Annotated in this window: 15 protein-coding genes; 4 read left to right on the plus strand and 11 right to left on the minus strand. The window is 61.9% G+C overall.

Features of this window, described 5'->3' with window-relative positions; genetic code table 11:
* Positions 1-125: 125 nt before the first annotated feature.
* The 7 genes from ABM562_RS09030 to ABM562_RS09060 form a co-directional block, all read right to left on the minus strand.
* The gene (locus ABM562_RS09030) at positions 126-560 is read right to left on the minus strand and encodes a GNAT family N-acetyltransferase (protein WP_115087764.1); all 435 of its coding nucleotides are present in this window, start codon (positions 558-560) and stop codon (positions 126-128) included.
* On the minus strand, positions 553-1,719 hold the full coding sequence (locus ABM562_RS09035; RefSeq protein ID WP_115087763.1) for a ribosomal protein uL16 3-hydroxylase: 1,167 nt from the start codon (positions 1,717-1,719) through the stop codon (positions 553-555). The genes ABM562_RS09030 and ABM562_RS09035 overlap by 8 nt, the downstream gene beginning before the upstream one ends.
* A gap of 82 nt (positions 1,720-1,801) precedes the next feature.
* Complete coding sequence (gene purB / locus ABM562_RS09040; protein ID WP_460421504.1) at positions 1,802-3,172, minus strand: adenylosuccinate lyase; 1,371 nt, start codon at positions 3,170-3,172, stop codon at positions 1,802-1,804.
* 191 nt (positions 3,173-3,363) lie between these two features.
* A complete protein-coding gene (gene hflD, locus ABM562_RS09045) occupies positions 3,364-3,984 on the minus strand; it encodes a high frequency lysogenization protein HflD (protein WP_045201395.1) in 621 nt (206 codons plus the stop codon).
* Entirely contained in the window at positions 3,981-5,105 is a 1,125-nt protein-coding gene (mnmA, locus tag ABM562_RS09050) for a tRNA 2-thiouridine(34) synthase MnmA (RefSeq protein WP_460421506.1), read from the minus strand. The genes hflD and mnmA overlap by 4 nt, the downstream gene beginning before the upstream one ends.
* Before the next feature lie 70 nt (positions 5,106-5,175).
* Positions 5,176-5,616 (minus strand): NUDIX hydrolase, encoded by a 441-nt coding sequence (locus tag ABM562_RS09055; protein ID WP_460421508.1) that lies wholly within the window; start codon positions 5,614-5,616, stop codon positions 5,176-5,178.
* A gap of 171 nt (positions 5,617-5,787) precedes the next feature.
* A complete protein-coding gene (locus ABM562_RS09060) occupies positions 5,788-8,013 on the minus strand; it encodes an NADP-dependent isocitrate dehydrogenase (protein ID WP_346617620.1) in 2,226 nt (741 codons plus the stop codon).
* 414 nt (positions 8,014-8,427) lie between these two features.
* On the opposite strand from ABM562_RS09060, the gene icd reads away from it, so the two are divergent.
* Positions 8,428-9,684 (plus strand): NADP-dependent isocitrate dehydrogenase, encoded by a 1,257-nt coding sequence (icd, locus tag ABM562_RS09065; protein WP_123567421.1) that lies wholly within the window; start codon positions 8,428-8,430, stop codon positions 9,682-9,684.
* A gap of 63 nt (positions 9,685-9,747) precedes the next feature.
* Here icd and cspD read toward each other — a convergent pair whose 3' ends face one another.
* Positions 9,748-10,002, minus strand: coding sequence for a cold shock domain-containing protein CspD (gene cspD, locus ABM562_RS09070; protein ID WP_134063333.1), 255 nt, complete (start codon positions 10,000-10,002; stop codon positions 9,748-9,750).
* A gap of 225 nt (positions 10,003-10,227) precedes the next feature.
* Between cspD and clpS the strand changes: the two genes are divergently transcribed.
* Together clpS and clpA are read left to right on the plus strand one after the other, a co-directional pair.
* Complete coding sequence (clpS, locus tag ABM562_RS09075; protein ID WP_009400967.1) at positions 10,228-10,590, plus strand: ATP-dependent Clp protease adapter ClpS; 363 nt, start codon at positions 10,228-10,230, stop codon at positions 10,588-10,590.
* Positions 10,591-10,620: 30 nt separating this feature from the next.
* Complete coding sequence (gene clpA / locus ABM562_RS09080) at positions 10,621-12,891, plus strand: ATP-dependent Clp protease ATP-binding subunit ClpA (RefSeq protein ID WP_115087757.1); 2,271 nt, start codon at positions 10,621-10,623, stop codon at positions 12,889-12,891.
* A 155-nt stretch (positions 12,892-13,046) separates the two neighbouring features.
* On the opposite strand, the gene infA is transcribed toward clpA, so the two are convergent.
* From infA to aat, 3 genes are all read right to left on the minus strand, one after another.
* Positions 13,047-13,265, minus strand: a complete 219-nt coding sequence (gene infA, locus ABM562_RS09085; RefSeq protein WP_002553999.1) for a translation initiation factor IF-1 — start codon at positions 13,263-13,265, stop codon at positions 13,047-13,049.
* Positions 13,266-13,369: 104 nt separating this feature from the next.
* Entirely contained in the window at positions 13,370-14,077 is a 708-nt protein-coding gene (locus ABM562_RS09090; protein WP_115087849.1) for an arginyltransferase, read from the minus strand.
* Positions 14,078-14,134: 57 nt separating this feature from the next.
* Positions 14,135-14,815: a leucyl/phenylalanyl-tRNA--protein transferase gene (aat, locus tag ABM562_RS09095; protein ID WP_460421510.1), complete on the minus strand. Its 681-nt coding sequence runs from the start codon at positions 14,813-14,815 to the stop codon at positions 14,135-14,137.
* A gap of 269 nt (positions 14,816-15,084) precedes the next feature.
* Between aat and ftsK the strand changes: the two genes are divergently transcribed.
* Positions 15,085-17,553 carry a DNA translocase FtsK gene (gene ftsK, locus ABM562_RS09100; protein ID WP_415842511.1) on the plus strand — a complete coding sequence of 823 codons (2,469 nt, stop codon included), beginning with the start codon at positions 15,085-15,087 and terminating at the stop codon, positions 17,551-17,553.
* Positions 17,554-17,564: the final 11 nt, after the last annotated feature.

Consider the following 17,564-nt stretch of genomic DNA (forward strand, 5'->3'; position numbering starts at 1 on the left):
ACAATACCCCTTGGCGAGAGCAAACAGCCTGATCAAGACAGTTGCTCCCACAAGGATCAGGTTGGCATCGAACCTGTGGGAGCCGGCCTTGCCGGCGATGGGCTGCAAGGCTGCCCCAATCGCAATCAGGCCAGTTCGCGCGACTCGCGAACCATGTCCACGTGCGGAATGCCCGCCTCGAGGAACTCCTCGCTGACCACCTTGAAACCAAGGCGCTCGTAGAATGGCGTGGCGTGCACCTGGGCGCTGAGCATCTGCTGCTTGAGGTCACGGTTCTGCGCTTCGACGATGACCGCCTGCATCAGCGCGTCGCCGACCTTCAGCCCGCGCCAGTCCTTGAGCACCGAGACCCGGCCGATATGGCCGTCGGGCAGCAGGCGCGCGGTGCCGATGGCATAGTCACCTTCCATGGCCAGGAAGTGCACGGCAGTGTTGTCGTCGGCATCCCATTCCAGCTCCGGCGGCACGTTCTGTTCGGCGATGAACACGGCTTCACGAATACGGCGGATATCGGCGTTGTCTTTTTGCCAGTCGGCGAGCCGGACGCGGATCTTATTCATTGGCAAACCCCAGGCTTCCTTGTTTGACCAGTTCGCAGATCAAGGTAATGCCTTGATCGTTTTCAAGCCACTGCTCAAGGTTTTCAATATGCAACGCATCGGCGGCGCAGATCAGCTTCAGCAGTTCGCGCAGGTCGCCCGGCAGCAGGCGGCTCTGGCCGCTGGCGAATAGCAGCAGGTTGTCGTCGACTTCCGACCAGGCCAGGCGCGCGCTCGGGTTGCGGATCAGAATCGCGCCCTGGGCCAGGCTCTCGATCAGCTCGACTTCATCCAGCGTCTCGCCGCTGACCAGCTCCGGGTAACGCGGTTCGGTCATGAACTGGCCGAACCAGGTCAGCAGCAGGCGCTCGTCACCCATGTGCTCGGTGAGCAGCTTTTTCAGGCGGTCGAGGGCGTCGTGCTGAATCTGGTGCGGGTCGCTGACCGGCTCGGCGTCGGCGTCGGTGTAACGCTCTTCGTCGGGCAGGAACTGGCTGAGGAAGTCGGTGAAATGGGTTAGCACTTCAGCGGCGCCCGGCGCACGGAAGCCCACCGAGTAGGTCAGGCAGTCATCTTCGGCAATGCCGTAGTGGGCCAGGCGCGGCGGCAGGTAAAGCATGTCGCCGGGCTCCAGGGTCCACTCGTCGCTTTGCTCGAATTCGGCCAGGATGCGCAGGTCGGCGTGCTCGAGCAGCGGGCTGTCGCTGTCGCACATCTGGCCGATCTTCCAGTTGCGCTTGCCCTGGCCTTGCAGCAGGAACACGTCGTAGTTGTCGAAGTGCGGGCCAACGCTGCCGCCAGGCGCTGCAAAGCTGATCATTACATCGTCGATACGCCAGCTTGGCAGGAAGCGGAAGTGCTCCAGCAGCTCGCCGACTTCCGGCACGAACTGGTCGACCGCCTGCACCAGCAGGGTCCAGTCGCGCTCGGGCAGGGTGCTGAAGGCATCTTCTTCGAACGGGCCGCGGCGCAGTTCCCATGGGCGTTCGCCGTGCTCGATGACCAGGCGCGATTCGACTTCTTCTTCCAGGGCCAGGCCGGCCAGTTCGTCAGCGTCGATCGGGCTTTCGAAGTCCGGGAAGGCCTGGCGTACCAGCAGGGGTTTCTTCTGCCAGTAGTCGCGCATGAATTCGCGGGCAGTGAGGCCGCCCAGAAGCTGCAGAGGAGTATCAGGATTCATGTGTAACCTATTGAAAAAAAGTAATTTTCTTTCGGTAATAAAAACGCCCGGCTGAGCCGGGCGTTTACGCGCAGGGTGCAGATCAGATGCGTTTGGCTTGAGCCGCAGCGTTACCGATGTAGGAGGCTGGAGTCAGCTTCTTCAGCTCGGTGCGTGCTTCTGCCGGCATGTCCAGGCCATCGATGAAGGTCAGCAGCGCTTCAGGGCTGATGCCTTTGCCACGGGTCAGCTCCTTGAGCTTCTCGTAGGGGTTCTCGATGTTGTAGCGGCGCATGACGGTCTGGATCGGCTCGGCGAGGACTTCCCAGCAGGCGTCCAGGTCTTCGGCGATACGGGCTTCGTTGATCTCGAGCTTGCTGATGCCCTTGAGGCTGGCCTCGTAGGCGATCACGCTGTGGGCGAAACCGACGCCCAGGTTGCGCAGCACGGTGGAGTCGGTCAGGTCACGCTGCCAGCGCGAGATCGGCAGCTTGCTGGCCAGGTGCTGGAACAGCGCGTTGGCGATACCCAGGTTGCCTTCGGAGTTTTCGAAGTCGATCGGGTTGACCTTGTGCGGCATGGTCGAGGAGCCGATTTCGCCAGCGATGGTGCGCTGCTTGAAGTAGCCCAGGGAGATGTAGCCCCAGACGTCGCGGTCGAAGTCGATCAGGATGGTGTTGAAGCGAGCGATCGCGTCGAACAGCTCGGCGATGTAGTCGTGCGGCTCGATCTGGGTGGTGTAGGGGTTGAATACCAGGCCCAGCTCGTCTTCGATGAAGGCGCGGGCATTGGCTTCCCAGTCGATCTGCGGGTAGGCCGACAGGTGGGCGTTGTAGTTGCCCACGGCGCCGTTGATCTTGCCCAGCAGCGGTACGGCGGCAACCTGGGCGATCTGGCGCTCCAGGCGGTAGACGACGTTGGCCAGCTCTTTGCCCAGGGTGGTTGGCGAAGCCGGTTGGCCGTGGGTGCGCGACAGCATCGGCACGTCGGCGAAGCGGTGGGCCAGCTCACGGATGGCCTGGGTGATCTGGCGCATCAGCGGCAGCAGCACGCTATCGCGGCCTTCGCGCAGCATCAGGGCGTGGGACAGGTTGTTGATGTCCTCGCTGGTGCAGGCGAAGTGGATGAATTCACTGACCTTGGCCAGCTCCGGCAGCTTGGCGGCCTGCTCCTTGAGCAGGTACTCGATGGCCTTGACGTCGTGGTTGGTGGTGCGCTCGATCTCTTTGACGCGCTCGGCGTGCTCGAGGGCGAACTCATCGGCCAGGCCGTTGAGCAGGGTGTTGGCTTCGGCGGAAAAGGCCGGAACCTCGGCGATCTGCGGGTGGGCGGCCAGGCGCTGGAGCCAGCGAACCTCGACCAGGGCGCGGAAACGGATCAGGCCGTACTCGCTGAAAATAGGGCGCAGGGCCTGGGTTTTGCCGGCGTAGCGGCCGTCAACAGGGGAAACCGCAGTGAGCGAGGAAAGCTGCATGGGGTGTTCTCGGACAGTCAGGCTTTGAAAAGGGCGCATATCATACAGGAAAAACGCGCCCGGGTCGGGTGGCTGACAAATGGTCTGCCGGTAAATCTGTAGATTTTTGCTGGCCTCATCGCTGGCAAGCCAGCTCCCACAGGTGCAGTGCATGCCGTCCCTGTGGGAGCTGGCTTGCCGGCGATTGGCGTTCAGCCACGCAACATCGGATACAGCTCTTTGAGCAGTTTGCGCCGGCTGATCACCAGCTGCCAGCGATGTCCGCCCAGCTGTCGCCACAGGCGCGCGGCGCGAATACCGGCGAGCAGCAGGGCGCGAATCTTCGAGGCATTGCTCGGCTGTTGCAGGTGGCGCATGTCGCCGTGTACCTGGATGCGCTGACGCAGGGTGCTCAGGGTGTCCTGGTACAGGGCGCCGCTGGAAGCAATGACGTTTTCATGCACCAGGCCGAAATGCTCGGCCTGGGACTGGATTTGCGGCAGGCGGTTGCCGATCACATCGAGCATGTCGCCGCGCTTGGCCAGCTGACGCTCCAGGCCGAGCATCGACAGTGCATAGCGCAGCGGCTCGCGCTGCAGGCTGCCCGGGTCGCGTTCCAGGGCGCTGGCCAGGGCGCGGTAGCCGTCACGCAGGTTGAGGTCGTCGCCGCCGAACACCTCCAGGGTGTCCTTGGGGTCGCGCACCAGCAGGCTGCCGAGCATGCAGCCAAGGTTGGCCTCGCTGGCCTGGCCGGTGCGGGCGATACGGTCAACCAGCACCGCGGCCTGGAACACGCCACCCAAGGCAATCAACTGCTCTTGCATGGCATTCATGCGCGCGCGCTCCACGGCTCGGCGGTTTCGATCACGCCGCCGCCGAGGCAGATTTCGCCGTCATAGAACACCACCGACTGGCCTGGGGTCACCGCCCGCTGTGGCTCGTCGAACACCGCGCGGTAGCCACTTGCGGTCTGTTCCAGGGTGCAGCCCTGATCGCTTTGGCGGTAGCGCACCTTGGCCGTCAGGCGTCGAGGGCTGGACAGGTCGATAGGGTTGACCCAGAAGATCTCCGACGCCAGCAGGGCGCGCGAGAACAGCCACGGGTGTTCGTTACCCTGGCCGACCACCAGCACGTTGCGGGTGAGGTCTTTCTCCAGTACGTACCACGGCTCGTCACCGGCGTCCTTCAGGCCGCCGATGCCCAGGCCCTGGCGCTGGCCGATGGTGTGGTACATCAGGCCGTGGTGACGACCGATGACTTCGCCGTCGGTGGTCTGGATCTCGCCCGGTTGCGCCGGCAGGTACTGCTTGAGGAAGTCGCTGAAGCGGCGCTCGCCGATAAAGCAGATGCCGGTGGAGTCTTTCTTCTTCGCCGTGGCCAGGCCGTGTTTTTCGGCGATGGCGCGTACTTCGGGTTTTTCCAGTTCGCCGACCGGGAATAGCGTGCGGGCGATTTCCTTGCCGCCGACCGCGTGCAGGAAGTAGCTCTGGTCCTTGTTCGGGTCCAGGCCCTTGAGCAGTTCGGTGCGGCCATCAGTGTCGCGGCGGCGCACATAGTGGCCGGTGGCGATCAGGTCGGCGCCGAGCATCAGGGCGTAGTCGAGGAAGGCCTTGAACTTGATTTCGCGGTTGCAGAGGATGTCCGGGTTCGGCGTGCGTCCGGCCTTGTATTCGGCCAGGAAGTGCGCGAAGACGTTGTCCCAGTACTCGGCGGCGAAGTTGGCGGTGTGCAGCTTGATGCCGATGCGGTCGCACACGGCCTGGGCGTCGGCCAGGTCTTCGCGGGCGGTACAGTATTCGGTGCCGTCGTCCTCTTCCCAGTTCTTCATGAACAGGCCTTCCACCTGGTAGCCCTGCTCCATCAGCAGGAGGGCGGAGACGGAAGAGTCCACGCCGCCGGACATGCCGACGATAACGCGTGTCTTTTCGGGTTCGTAAAGTGCTGGACTGGTCATAGGTACCGGCTGTGTATCTGGAAAAAGACAACGATTCTATCAGGCTGCGGCCTTCAAGGCATCGTTGCTGTCAGTCGCGGATCAACGCCAGGCTGTGCAGCGGGCCGGCCAGGTAGTCGTCGATGCAGCGCGGTACCAGCTCGCTGCGCCAGCGCTCGGGGTCGGCCAGCAGCTCCTCGCGGCTCAGCCACACGGCACGGACGATGTCGCTGTCCAGGGCGCGCTCGGGATGGTGCTTGATCGGGCGCGCGGCGAAGCAGATGCGCTGGTAGGTCACACCATTGCTGGGGGCGGTATAGAGGTAGATGCCGACCAGGCCGGTCAACTCGACCTCCCAGGCGGTTTCTTCGAGGGTTTCGCGCAGTGCGGCGTCGAGCAGGCTTTCGTTGGCCTCGAGGTGGCCGGCGGGCTGGTTGAATACGTGCTTGCCGGCCTTGAACTCCTCGACCATGAGGAAGCGGCCCTGGTCTTCGATGAGGGTGGCGACGGTGATGTGGGGTTGCCAGGTCATGTTCTGGATCCTTGGGTGATTTCTCGGGCCCTATCGCTGGCAAGCCAGCTCCCACAGGATCACCGCTGACCGTGTGGGAGCTGGCTTGCCAGCGATAGGGCACTGCCGTAGTCCGGAAAAGCGAAAGCCCCGGTGCGTGGCCGGGGCTTTCGATGTTACGTCAAGCGAACCTTACAGTGCGGCAATCGCGCTGTTGAAGGTCTGGCTCGGGCGCATCACTTTGCTGGTCAGCTCGGCATCCGGGTAGTAGTAACCACCGATGTCAGCCGGCTTGCCCTGAACGGCGTTGAGCTCGGCGACGATGGTCGCTTCGTGCTCGGCCAGGGCTTTTGCCAGTGGCGCGAAGCGCGCTTGCAGGGCAGCGTCGTCGCTCTGGGCGGCCAGGGCCTGGGCCCAGTACAGGGTCAGGTAGAAGTGGCTGCCACGGTTGTCGATACCGCCGACCTTGCGCGCAGGGGACTTGTTGGTGTCCAGAAACTGGCCGGTGGCCTGGTCCAGGGTCGCCGCCAGTACCTTGGCTTTCGGGTTGGTGTAGGCAGTGCCCAGGTGCTCCAGGGAAGCGGCCAGGGCCAGGAACTCGCCCAGGGAGTCCCAGCGCAGGAAGTTCTCTTCAACCAGCTGCTGTACGTGCTTCGGTGCCGAACCGCCGGCGCCGGTTTCGAACAGGCCGCCGTTGTTCATCAGCGGCACGATCGACAGCATCTTGGCGCTGGTGCCCAGCTCCATGATCGGGAACAGGTCGGTCAGGTAGTCGCGCAGTACGTTGCCGGTAACCGAGATGGTGTCCTGGCCGGCGCGGATGCGCTGCAGGGAAACCTTCATGGCCTCGACAGGCGACAGGACGCGGATGTCCAGGCCAGCGGTGTCGTGGTCTTTCAGGTACTGCTGGACCTTCTCGATCAGCACGCCGTCGTGGGCACGCTGCGGGTCGAGCCAGAACAGCGCCGGGGTGTTGCTGGCGCGGGCGCGGTTGACGGCCAGTTTGACCCAGTCCTGGATCGGTGCGTCTTTGGTCTGGCACATGCGGAAGATGTCGCCGGCTTCGACTTCCTGGGACAGCAGCAGGTTGCCCTTGCCGTCAACCACACGGATCACGCCGTCGGCCTTGGCCTGGAAGGTCTTGTCGTGGGAACCGTACTCTTCGGCTTTCTGCGCCATCAGGCCAACGTTCGGCACGCTGCCCATGGTGGTCGGATCGAAGGCGCCGTGTTGCTTGCAGTCTTCGATGACGGCCTGGTAGATGGTGGCGTAGCAACGATCCGGAATGACGGCCTTGGTGTCTTGCAGCTGGCCTTCGGTGTTCCACATCTTGCCCGAGTCACGGATCATCGCCGGCATCGAAGCGTCGACGATGACGTCGCTCGGCACGTGCAGGTTGGTGATGCCCTTGTCGGAGTTGACCATGGCCAGGGCCGGGCGGACGTCGTAGACGGCTTTGATGTCCGCTTCGATCTGCGCCTGCTGCTCGGCCGGCAGCGCCTTGATACGGGCGTACAGGTCGCCGATACCGTTGTTCAGGTTGAAACCGATCTGCTCCAGTACTGCGGCGTGCTTGTTCAGCGCGTCTTGGTAGTACTCGGCAACGATCTGGCCGAACATGATCGGGTCGGAGACCTTCATCATGGTGGCTTTCAGGTGCACCGACAGCAGCACGCCCTTGGCTTTGGCATCTTCGATCTCGGCGGCGATGAACTTGCGCAGCGCCTTGGTGCTCAAGACTGCACAGTCGACGATTTCACCGGCCTTGACCGCAGTTTTTTCTTTCAGAACGGTGGTGTTGCCGTTCTTGTCCAGCAGTTCGATGCGCAGGCTGTCATCGGCGTCGATCAGCGCGGCTTTCTCGCTGCCGTAGAAGTCGCCCTGGCTCATGTGTGCCACGTGGGACTTGGAGTCGGCAGCCCAGGCGCCCATCTTGTGCGGGTGCTTGCGTGCGTAGTTCTTGACCGACAGCGGGGCGCGACGGTCGGAGTTGCCTTCACGCAGGACCGGGTTCACGGCGCTGCCCTTGATGCGGTCGTAGCGAGCCTTGGCTTCTTTCTCGGCATCGGTAGCGGCGGCTTCAGGGTAATCAGGAATGTTGAAGCCCTTGGCTTGCAGTTCCTTGATCGCGGCCTTCAGTTGCGGAACCGAGGCGCTGATGTTCGGCAGCTTGATGATGTTGGCTTCTGGTGTGGTTGCCAGTTGGCCCAGTTCTGCCAGATGGTCGGCCACTTGCTTGTCGGCGCCGAGCTGTTCAGGGAAGGCAGAAAGGATACGGCCGGCCAGAGAGATGTCCCGGGTTTCTACGGCGATGTCGGCGCAAGCGGTGAAGGCTTCGATGACGGGGAGCAGTGAATAGGTGGCGAGGGCGGGGGCTTCGTCGGTGAAGGTGTAGATGATCTTGGATCGGGTGGGCATATTCGGGTTAACTCTCTGTTTTGCTGAGCGTGCGCAGAATCTCGAGGTGCGCAGGGTAGGCGCTTCGCTCAGACACATCCATGAGCAGAAGGTCGAAGATTCTGGGCGGTGATGGTGGATTGCATCAGTCGAGTGTCAAACGGCTGAACTGCGGTAACAGCCCAGTCTTGTCGGGGCCGCAGGTCTCGTTTCAGACGGTTCGCCCCCAGTGACCCTTTGGTCACCGGGCGAGTATACCAAAGCCTTGGTCGTATTGATCAAGATCAACCCGTCGCAGGGGCTTTTTTAGACCAAAGATGTAGGCGTTGCTGCCCTATCGCAGGGCATTTGCGCACGTGGTTCCCGTTGCCGTTCAACTGGGGTACGCTCAGGGGATCCAGATGACGAACCACACCAAAAAAAACGGAGTGCAGCATGGGATACCAGAAAATCAAGGTTCCGGCAGTCGGCGACAAAATCACCGTCAATGCGGACCATTCTCTCAATGTTCCTGATAATCCGATCATCCCGTTCATCGAAGGCGACGGCATTGGCGTAGACGTCAGTCCCGTCATGATCAAAGTGGTTGATGCTGCTGTAGAGAAAGCCTATGGGGGCAAGCGCAAGATTTCCTGGATGGAAGTCTACGCCGGTGAAAAAGCCACCCAGGTATACGACCAGGACACCTGGTTGCCCCAGGAAACCCTCGATGCGGTGAAGGACTACGTCGTCTCCATCAAGGGTCCGCTGACCACCCCGGTCGGTGGTGGTATCCGCTCCCTCAACGTTGCCCTGCGCCAGCAGCTGGACCTGTATGTCTGCCTGCGCCCGGTGGTGTGGTTCCAGGGCGTGCCAAGCCCGGTGAAAAAGCCGGGTGACGTCGACATGGTGATCTTCCGCGAAAACTCCGAAGACATTTATGCCGGCATCGAATGGAAGGCCGGTTCGCCGGAAGCGACCAAGGTCATCAAGTTCCTGAAAGAAGAAATGGGCGTCACCAAGATCCGTTTCGACCAGGACTGCGGCATCGGCATCAAGCCGGTCTCCAAGGAAGGCACCCAGCGCCTGGTGCGCAAGGCCCTGCAGTATGTGGTGGACAACGACCGCAAGTCGCTGACCATCGTGCACAAGGGCAATATCATGAAGTTCACCGAAGGTGCCTTCAAGGACTGGGGCTACGAAGTGGCCAAGAACGAATTCGGCGCCGAGCTGCTCGATGGCGGCCCATGGATGAAGTTCAAGAACCCGAAAACCGGCCGTGAAGTCATCGTCAAGGACGCCATCGCCGACGCCATGCTCCAGCAGATCCTGCTGCGCCCGGCCGAATACGACGTGATCGCCACCCTCAACCTCAACGGTGACTACCTGTCCGACGCCCTGGCGGCGGAAGTCGGCGGCATCGGTATTGCCCCGGGCGCCAACCTGTCCGACACCGTGGCGATGTTCGAGGCCACCCACGGTACCGCGCCGAAGTACGCCGGCAAGGACCAGGTCAACCCGGGTTCGGTAATTCTCTCGGCCGAAATGATGCTGCGTCACCTGGGCTGGACCGAGGCGGCCGACCTGATCATCAAGGGCACCAACGGCGCCATCGCCGCCAAGACCGTGACCTACGACTTCGAGCGCCTGATGGACGGCGCGACCCTGGTCAGCAGCTCCGGTTTCGGTGATGCCTTGATCAAGCACATGTAAGCGGCACAAGAAAACCGGCCAGTCCTTGCGGGCTGGCCGGTTTTCTTTTGTCTGATCGCCGGCTCAGGCTTCAGTCGTTTGCGGGCTGGGGGTGGGGGAGGCTGTGGTTGGTGCGGTCGCATTCTCGATTTTGACCGCATGCAAGCCTTTGGGGCCCTGGATGATCTCGAAGCTGACGGATTGTCCGGCTTTCAGGGTTTTATAACCTTCCATCTGGATAGCCGAGTAGTGTGCGAACAGATCCTCTGTTTTCCCGTCTTCATTGATGAAGCCATAGCCCTTGGCGTTGTTGAACCACTTGACTTTACCGCTTGCCATCCTCATATCCCTCTGCAAAGGACTCCATCACTGGAGTATCATCCACTCCATCCGCATATGAACCTGCGAAAATTCTGGTTGACTGCGCGGATCTTTATCGACCACGGTGGGTTCTTATTGGTTGTAACACCGTTTTGCCGATAGTCAAGGTGAGGTGACGGCTGTCCCGCGTCGCCTGTGCGGTCAACCCATAAACCAACCTGTCGAAATGATGAAATTCTTTCCATGCATGCACATAGCCAGATTCGACTAACATTCAATCAGGATCGCCCGCAATCGCATGAGGACGATGGTTCTGGCCTGGCGGTACAGGAGGCCAAACCGGCCCTGCAGGCGCCACCCATGTACAAGGTGGTTTTGTTTAACGATGACTACACACCGATGGATTTCGTCGTCGAAGTGCTCGAGGTGTTTTTTAACCTGAATCGCGAGCTGGCGACCAAGGTCATGCTGGCCGTCCACACAGAAGGACGGGCAGTGTGCGGATTGTTTACCCGTGACATCGCCGAGACCAAGGCCATGCAGGTCAACCAATACGCAAGGGAAAGCCAGCATCCGCTACTCTGTGAAATCGAGAAGGACGGTTAATCGCCGGCCACTTGGGTATGAGGTGAAGCTATGTTAAACCGCGAGCTCGAAGTCACCCTCAATCTGGCCTTCAAGGAGGCACGCTCGAAACGTCATGAGTTCATGACCGTCGAGCACCTGCTGCTGGCACTATTGGATAATGAGGCCGCCGCGACCGTTCTGCGCGCCTGCGGCGCAAACCTCGACAAACTCAAACACGACCTGCAGGAGTTCATCGACTCCACCACGCCGTTGATCCCCGTGCACGACGAGGACCGCGAAACCCAGCCAACCCTGGGCTTCCAGCGTGTACTGCAGCGCGCAGTCTTCCATGTCCAGAGCTCGGGCAAGCGTGAAGTCACCGGTGCCAACGTGCTGGTTGCGATTTTCAGCGAACAGGAAAGCCAGGCTGTGTTCCTGCTTAAACAGCAGAGCGTGGCCCGCATCGACGTGGTCAACTACATCGCCCACGGCATCTCCAAGGTGCCTGGCCATGGTGAGCACTCCGAGGGCGAGCAGGACATGCAGGACGAGGAAGGCGGTGAAACGTCATCCTCGGGCAATCCTCTGGATGCCTATGCCAGCAACCTCAACGAACAGGCCCGTCAGGGGCGCATCGATCCGCTGGTCGGTCGCGAGCTCGAAGTCGAGCGCGTGGCGCAGATCCTCGCCCGTCGGCGCAAGAACAACCCGCTGCTGGTCGGTGAGGCCGGTGTCGGTAAAACCGCCATCGCCGAAGGCCTGGCCAAGCGTATCGTCGACGGCCAGGTGCCGGACCTGCTGGCCCACAGCGTGGTCTACTCCCTGGACCTGGGCGCCTTGCTGGCCGGTACCAAGTACCGCGGTGACTTCGAGAAGCGCTTCAAGGCGCTGCTCAACGAGCTGCGCAAACGTCCGCAAGCGATCCTGTTCATCGACGAGATCCACACCATCATCGGTGCCGGTGCGGCTTCCGGTGGGGTAATGGACGCCTCCAACCTGCTCAAGCCGCTGCTGTCTTCGGGTGATATCCGTTGCATCGGTTCGACCACCTTTCAGGAATTTCGCGGCATCTTCGAAAAAGACCGGGCCCTGGCGCGGCGCTTCCAGAAGGTCGATGTCAGCGAGCCATCGGTGGAAGACACCGTGGGCATCCTGCGCGGGCTCAAGGGGCGGTTCGAGAGTCACCACAACATCGAGTACAGCGATGAGGCCCTGCGCGCCGCTGCCGAGCTTGCAGCGCGCTACATCAATGACCGGCACATGCCCGACAAGGCCATCGATGTGATCGACGAGGCGGGTGCCTACCAGCGCCTGCAGCCGGTGGAAAAGCGGGTCAAGCGTATCGACGTGCCGCAAGTCGAGGACATCGTCGCCAAAATCGCGCGGATTCCGCCAAAACACGTGACCAGTTCCGACAAGGAGCTGCTGCGTAACCTGGAGCGCGACCTCAAGCTCACGGTGTTCGGTCAGGATGCGGCGATCGATTCGCTGGCGACCGCCATCAAGCTGTCCCGTGCCGGCCTCAAGGCGCCGGACAAGCCTGTCGGTTCGTTCCTGTTTGCCGGCCCTACCGGGGTGGGTAAAACCGAAGCGGCGCGACAGCTGGCCAAGGCCCTGGGTGTCGAGCTGGTACGCTTCGACATGTCCGAGTACATGGAGCGGCATACCGTTTCGCGTCTGATCGGTGCGCCTCCGGGCTACGTCGGTTTCGACCAGGGCGGCCTGCTCACCGAAGCCATCACCAAGCAGCCGCACTGCGTGTTGCTGCTCGACGAGATCGAGAAGGCCCACCCGGAAGTCTTCAACCTGCTGCTGCAGGTGATGGACCACGGTACCCTGACCGACAACAACGGGCGCAAGGCGGACTTCCGTAACGTCATCGTCATCATGACCACCAACGCCGGTGCTGAAACCGCTGCGCGGGCCTCGATCGGCTTCACCCAGCAAGATCACTCCTCCGATGCAATGGAAGTGATCAAGAAGAGCTTCACGCCGGAGTTCCGCAACCGCCTGGACACCATCATCCAGTTTGGCCGCCTCAGCCACGAGACGATCAAGAGTGTGGTGGACAAGTTCCTCATCGAGCTGCAGGCGCAACTGGAAGACAAGCGCGTGTTGCTGGAGGTAAGCGATGCGGCGCGCAGTTGGCTGGCGGCCGGTGGCTACGATGCGCAGATGGGCGCGCGGCCAATGGCGCGGCTGATCCAGGACAAGATCAAGCGGCCGTTGGCCGAGGAGATCCTGTTCGGCGAGCTGGCCGAGCATGGCGGTGTGGTGCACATCGACATCCGCGATGGCGAACTGGTGTTCGACTTCGAGACCACGGCTGAGATGGCGTAAGGCAGGCTGGGGCTGCTATGCAGCCCATCGCTGGCAAGCCAGCTCTCACACAATCCCTGTGGGAGCTGCGGTGCGGCGACCCGACTTGCCAGCGATGCTTTTCCAGAGCCAACAAAAACGCCCGGCATTTAGCCGGGCGTTTTCGTTGGTGTCGCTTAGCGGGCGCGGTAGGTGATGCGCCCCTTGCTCAGGTCGTAGGGCGTCAGTTCGACGCGGACCTTGTCACCGGTCAGAATACGAATGTAGTTCTTGCGCATCTTTCCGGAGATGTGCGCGGTAACGACGTGCCCATTTTCCAACTCCACACGGAACATGGTGTTGGGCAGGGTGTCGACGACAGTGCCTTCCATTTCGAAGCTGTCTTCTTTCGACATGCAGTAAAGCCCTCGGTGTCCAGTTAATGGCCCGGTGCACAGCTGCGCCAGGCAAAAAAAGTGGCGTGCATTGTGCCCGAAAAATGGGCCTCAAGCCAATGATTTCAGTTCAACGTCACCCAACGCTGATTGATCAACAGCTCGATGGGGCGGTACTGGGTCTTGTAGTTCATCTTTTTGCAGTTTTTGATCCAGTAGCCGAGGTAGACCGCGTCCAGGCCCAGGCGCAGGGCTTCGGTGATCTGCCAGAGGATGGCGAAGCGGCCCAGGCTGCGCCGTTCTTCGTCCGGCTCGTAGAAGGTGTATACCGCCGAGAGGCCGTTGGGCAGCAGGTCGGTGACCGCCACGGCGAGCAGGCGGTCTTCCAGGCGGAACTCGTAAAAGCGCGAAAATGGCAGGTCGCGGACCAGGAAGGTGGAAAACTGGTCACGGCTGGGGGGGTACATGTCGCCATCGGCATGGCGCTGCTCGATGTAGCGCCGGTAAAGCTCGAAATATTCCTCTTTGAATGCCGGGCGGCCAGCGTTGACGGTGAGGTCGGCATTACGCTTGAGGATGCGCTTTTGCTGGCGGTTGGGCAGAAAGCGTGCAGCCGGGATCCGCGCCGGCACGCAGGCGTTGCAGTTCTGGCAATGCGGGCGATACAGATGGTCGCCGCTGCGCCGGAAGCCCATTTCCGACAGGTCTGCGTAAACGTTGACATCCATCGGCTGGCTCGGGTCGAGAAACAGCGTGGTGGCTTGTTCGTCTGGCAGGTAGCTGCAGGAATGGGGTTGAGTGGCATAAAACTTCAACCGCGCCAGCTCTGTCATGATCAACCCCTCGGGAGGTGCTTTTGTTTTAAGTGTAAGCCAGCTGGAAAAACTCGCCTAGCAAACCCAGCTGGCGCGGTTTGGCTGGTCGAGATAACGCTGCAGGTAGTCGGCAAAGGTGGCCCGGGCGATGGCGCGGGCGCCGAGGCTGTGCAGGTGGTCGGTAGGCATCTGACAATCAATCAGGACGAATCCTGCCTGTTGCAGATGCTCGACCAGGGCCACGAAGCCGACCTTGGAGGCATTGTCGGCGCGGCTGAACATCGACTCGCCGAAAAACAGCCGGCCCATGGCCAGGCCGTACAGCCCGCCCACCAGTTCACCGTCGCGGCGCACCTCGACCGAATGGGCAAAGCCCTGCTGGTGCAGTTTCAGGTAGGCCGCCTGCATGCTGTCGGTGATCCAGGTGCCGTCGGCGTAGTCGCGGGGGGCGGCGCAGGCGTTGATGACAGCGGCAAAGTCCTGGTCGAAGCTGACCTGGTAGTGACCCTGGCGGATGAGCTTGCGCAGCGAGCGCGACACGTGCAATTCGTCGGGAAACAGCACGGTACGCGGGTCGGGCGCCCACCAGAGGATCGGCTGGCCGTCCTGGTACCAGGGGAAGCAGCCGTGGCGATAGGCCTGCACCAGGCGTTCGGCGCTCAGGTCGCCGCCGGCGGCGAGCAGGCCGTTGGGGTCGCGCAGGGCTTTGTCCAGCGGCGGAAAGGTGAGGGTGTCGCGGCTCAACCAGGTCAGCATCGTGGTCCAGTGATGGAAGAGGGGAGGGCACCCAGCATGGCCTGAAAAAGCCTCGCGGGACAAGCCCGCTCCTACAGGCGTGGTGCCTGCAGGCAACTTGCATGACCCTTTGTTGTCACACTTGCACAAAAACACCGCATAAGCCTTTGTCACAAAAGAAAATGCGTGCTCAAATTGCTGTATAGGAAATTGGCCCCCGTTTACGCTTCATTCTGGCGTGCCGCCATGGCGGTAGGCGGGCAGTAATGTTAAAAGTAGTGGTTTGTTGACTGTTCAGTTGGGTCAATCACTGTTGGACGCGCAATGAGCGCAGGAATAGACGCGTTTTGAAGAAATCCACCGCAACACCCAGTCCCTTGCCCGTGCCGCTCTGGCGCCAGCAGCTGCACTATCGGCTCAAGGAAGGTGCGCTGATCGCCGTGGGCGCGCTGTGCCTGTACTTGTGGATGGCCTTGCTGACCTACGACCAGGCCGATCCGGGCTTCAGCCATACCAGCAACGTCGAGCAGGTACAGAACGCCGCCGGCCGTGCCGGTGCCTATTTCGCCGACATCCTGTTCATGGTCCTGGGCTATTTCGCCTACATCTTCCCGTTGCTGCTGGCGATCAAGACCTGGCAGATCTTCCGCGAACGCCACCAGCCGTGGCAGTGGAGCGGCTGGTTGTTCTCCTGGCGCCTGATCGGCCTGGTGTTCCTGGTGCTTTCGGGTGCGGCGCTGGCGCATATCCATTTCCATTCCGCCGCCAGCCTGCCGGCATCGGCCGGTGGCGCGCTGGGCGAAAGCCTCGGCGACCTGGCCAAGAACGCCCTGAACGTGCAGGGCAGCACCCTGATGTTCATCGCCCTGTTCCTGTTCGGCCTGACCGTGTTCACCGACCTGTCGTGGTTCAAGGTCATGGACGTCACCGGCAAGATCACCCTCGACCTGTTCGAGTTGTTCCAGGGCGCCGCCAACCGCTGGTGGGAGGCGCGCAACGAGCGCAAGCGCCTGGTAGCGCAGTTGCGTGAGGTCGACGACCAGGTTCACGACGTGGTCGCCCCGGTAGCGCCGGACCGCCGCGAGCAGGCCAAGGCCAAGGAGCGCATCATCGAGCGCGACCAGGCCCTGAGCAAGCATGTAGCCGAGCGCGTGCAGCAGCCGGCACCGGTGATCATGCCGGCCCCGGCCAAGGCGCCGGAACCGAGCAAGCGCGTGCAGAAGGAAAAACAGGCGCCGCTGTTCGTCGACAGCGCCATCGAAGGCACCTTGCCGCCGATCTCGATCCTCGACCCGGCCGAGAAAAAACAGGTCAACTACTCGCCAGAATCCCTGGCCGGCGTTGGCCACCTGCTGGAAATCAAGCTCAAGGAATTCGGCGTCGAAGTCTCGGTAGACTCGATCCACCCGGGCCCGGTAATTACCCGTTACGAAATCCAGCCGGCCGCTGGCGTCAAAGTCAGCCGCATCGCCAACCTGGCCAAGGACCTGGCCCGCTCCCTGGCGGTGACCAGCGTGCGCGTGGTTGAAGTGATCCCCGGCAAGACCACCGTCGGTATCGAGATCCCCAACGAAGACCGGCAGATCGTACGCTTCTCCGAGGTGCTGTCGTCGCCACAATACGACGAAGCCAAATCGCCGGTGACCATGGCCCTGGGCCACGACATCGGCGGCAAGCCGGTGATCACCGATCTTGCGAAGATGCCGCACCTGCTGGTGGCCGGTACCACCGGTTCCGGTAAGTCGGTGGGCGTCAACGCCATGATCCTGTCGATCCTGTTCAAGTCGGGCCCGGAAGACGCCAAGCTGATCATGATCGACCCGAAAATGCTCGAACTGTCGATCTACGAAGGCATTCCGCACCTGCTCTGCCCGGTGGTCACCGACATGAAGGACGCCGCCAACGCCCTGCGCTGGAGCGTGGCCGAGATGGAGCGGCGCTACAAGCTGATGGCGGCCATGGGTGTGCGCAACCTGGCGGGCTTCAACCGCAAGGTCAAGGACGCCGAAGAAGCCGGCGAGCCGATCTACGACCCGATGTTCAAGCGCGAAAGCATGGATGACGTGCCGCCGCTGCTGAAAACCCTGCCGACCATTGTCGTGGTGGTCGACGAGTTCGCCGACATGATGATGATCGTCGGCAAGAAGGTCGAAGAGCTGATCGCCCGTATCGCCCAGAAGGCCCGTGCTGCCGGTATTCACCTGATTCTCGCGACCCAGCGGCCCTCGGTGGACGTGATCACCGGCCTGATCAAGGCCAACATCCCGACCCGCATGGCCTTCCAGGTCTCGAGCAAGATCGACTCGCGGACCATCATCGACCAGGGCGGCGCCGAACAGTTGCTCGGCCACGGTGACATGCTCTACATGCCACCAGGCACCAGCCTGCCGATTCGTGTGCATGGCGCCTTCGTTTCCGATGACGAGGTCCATCGCGTGGTCGAGGCCTGGAAACTGCGGGGCGCCCCGGACTACAACGAGGACATCCTCAGCGGCGTCGAAGAGGCCGGCAGCGGCTTTGACGGCGGCGGTGGTGGCGGAGACGGCGACGATGCCGAAACCGATGCGCTGTACGATGAAGCCGTGCAGTTCGTGCTGGAAAGCCGCCGTGCGTCCATTTCCGCCGTACAGCGCAAGCTGAAGATCGGCTACAACCGCGCTGCGCGGATGATCGAGGCAATGGAGATGGCCGGTGTGGTCACCGCCATGAACACCAACGGTTCGCGCGAAGTGATTGCCCCCGGGCCGTCCCGCGACTGATCCAACCTGCT

Source organism: Pseudomonas sp. ZL2 (assembly GCF_054788455.1).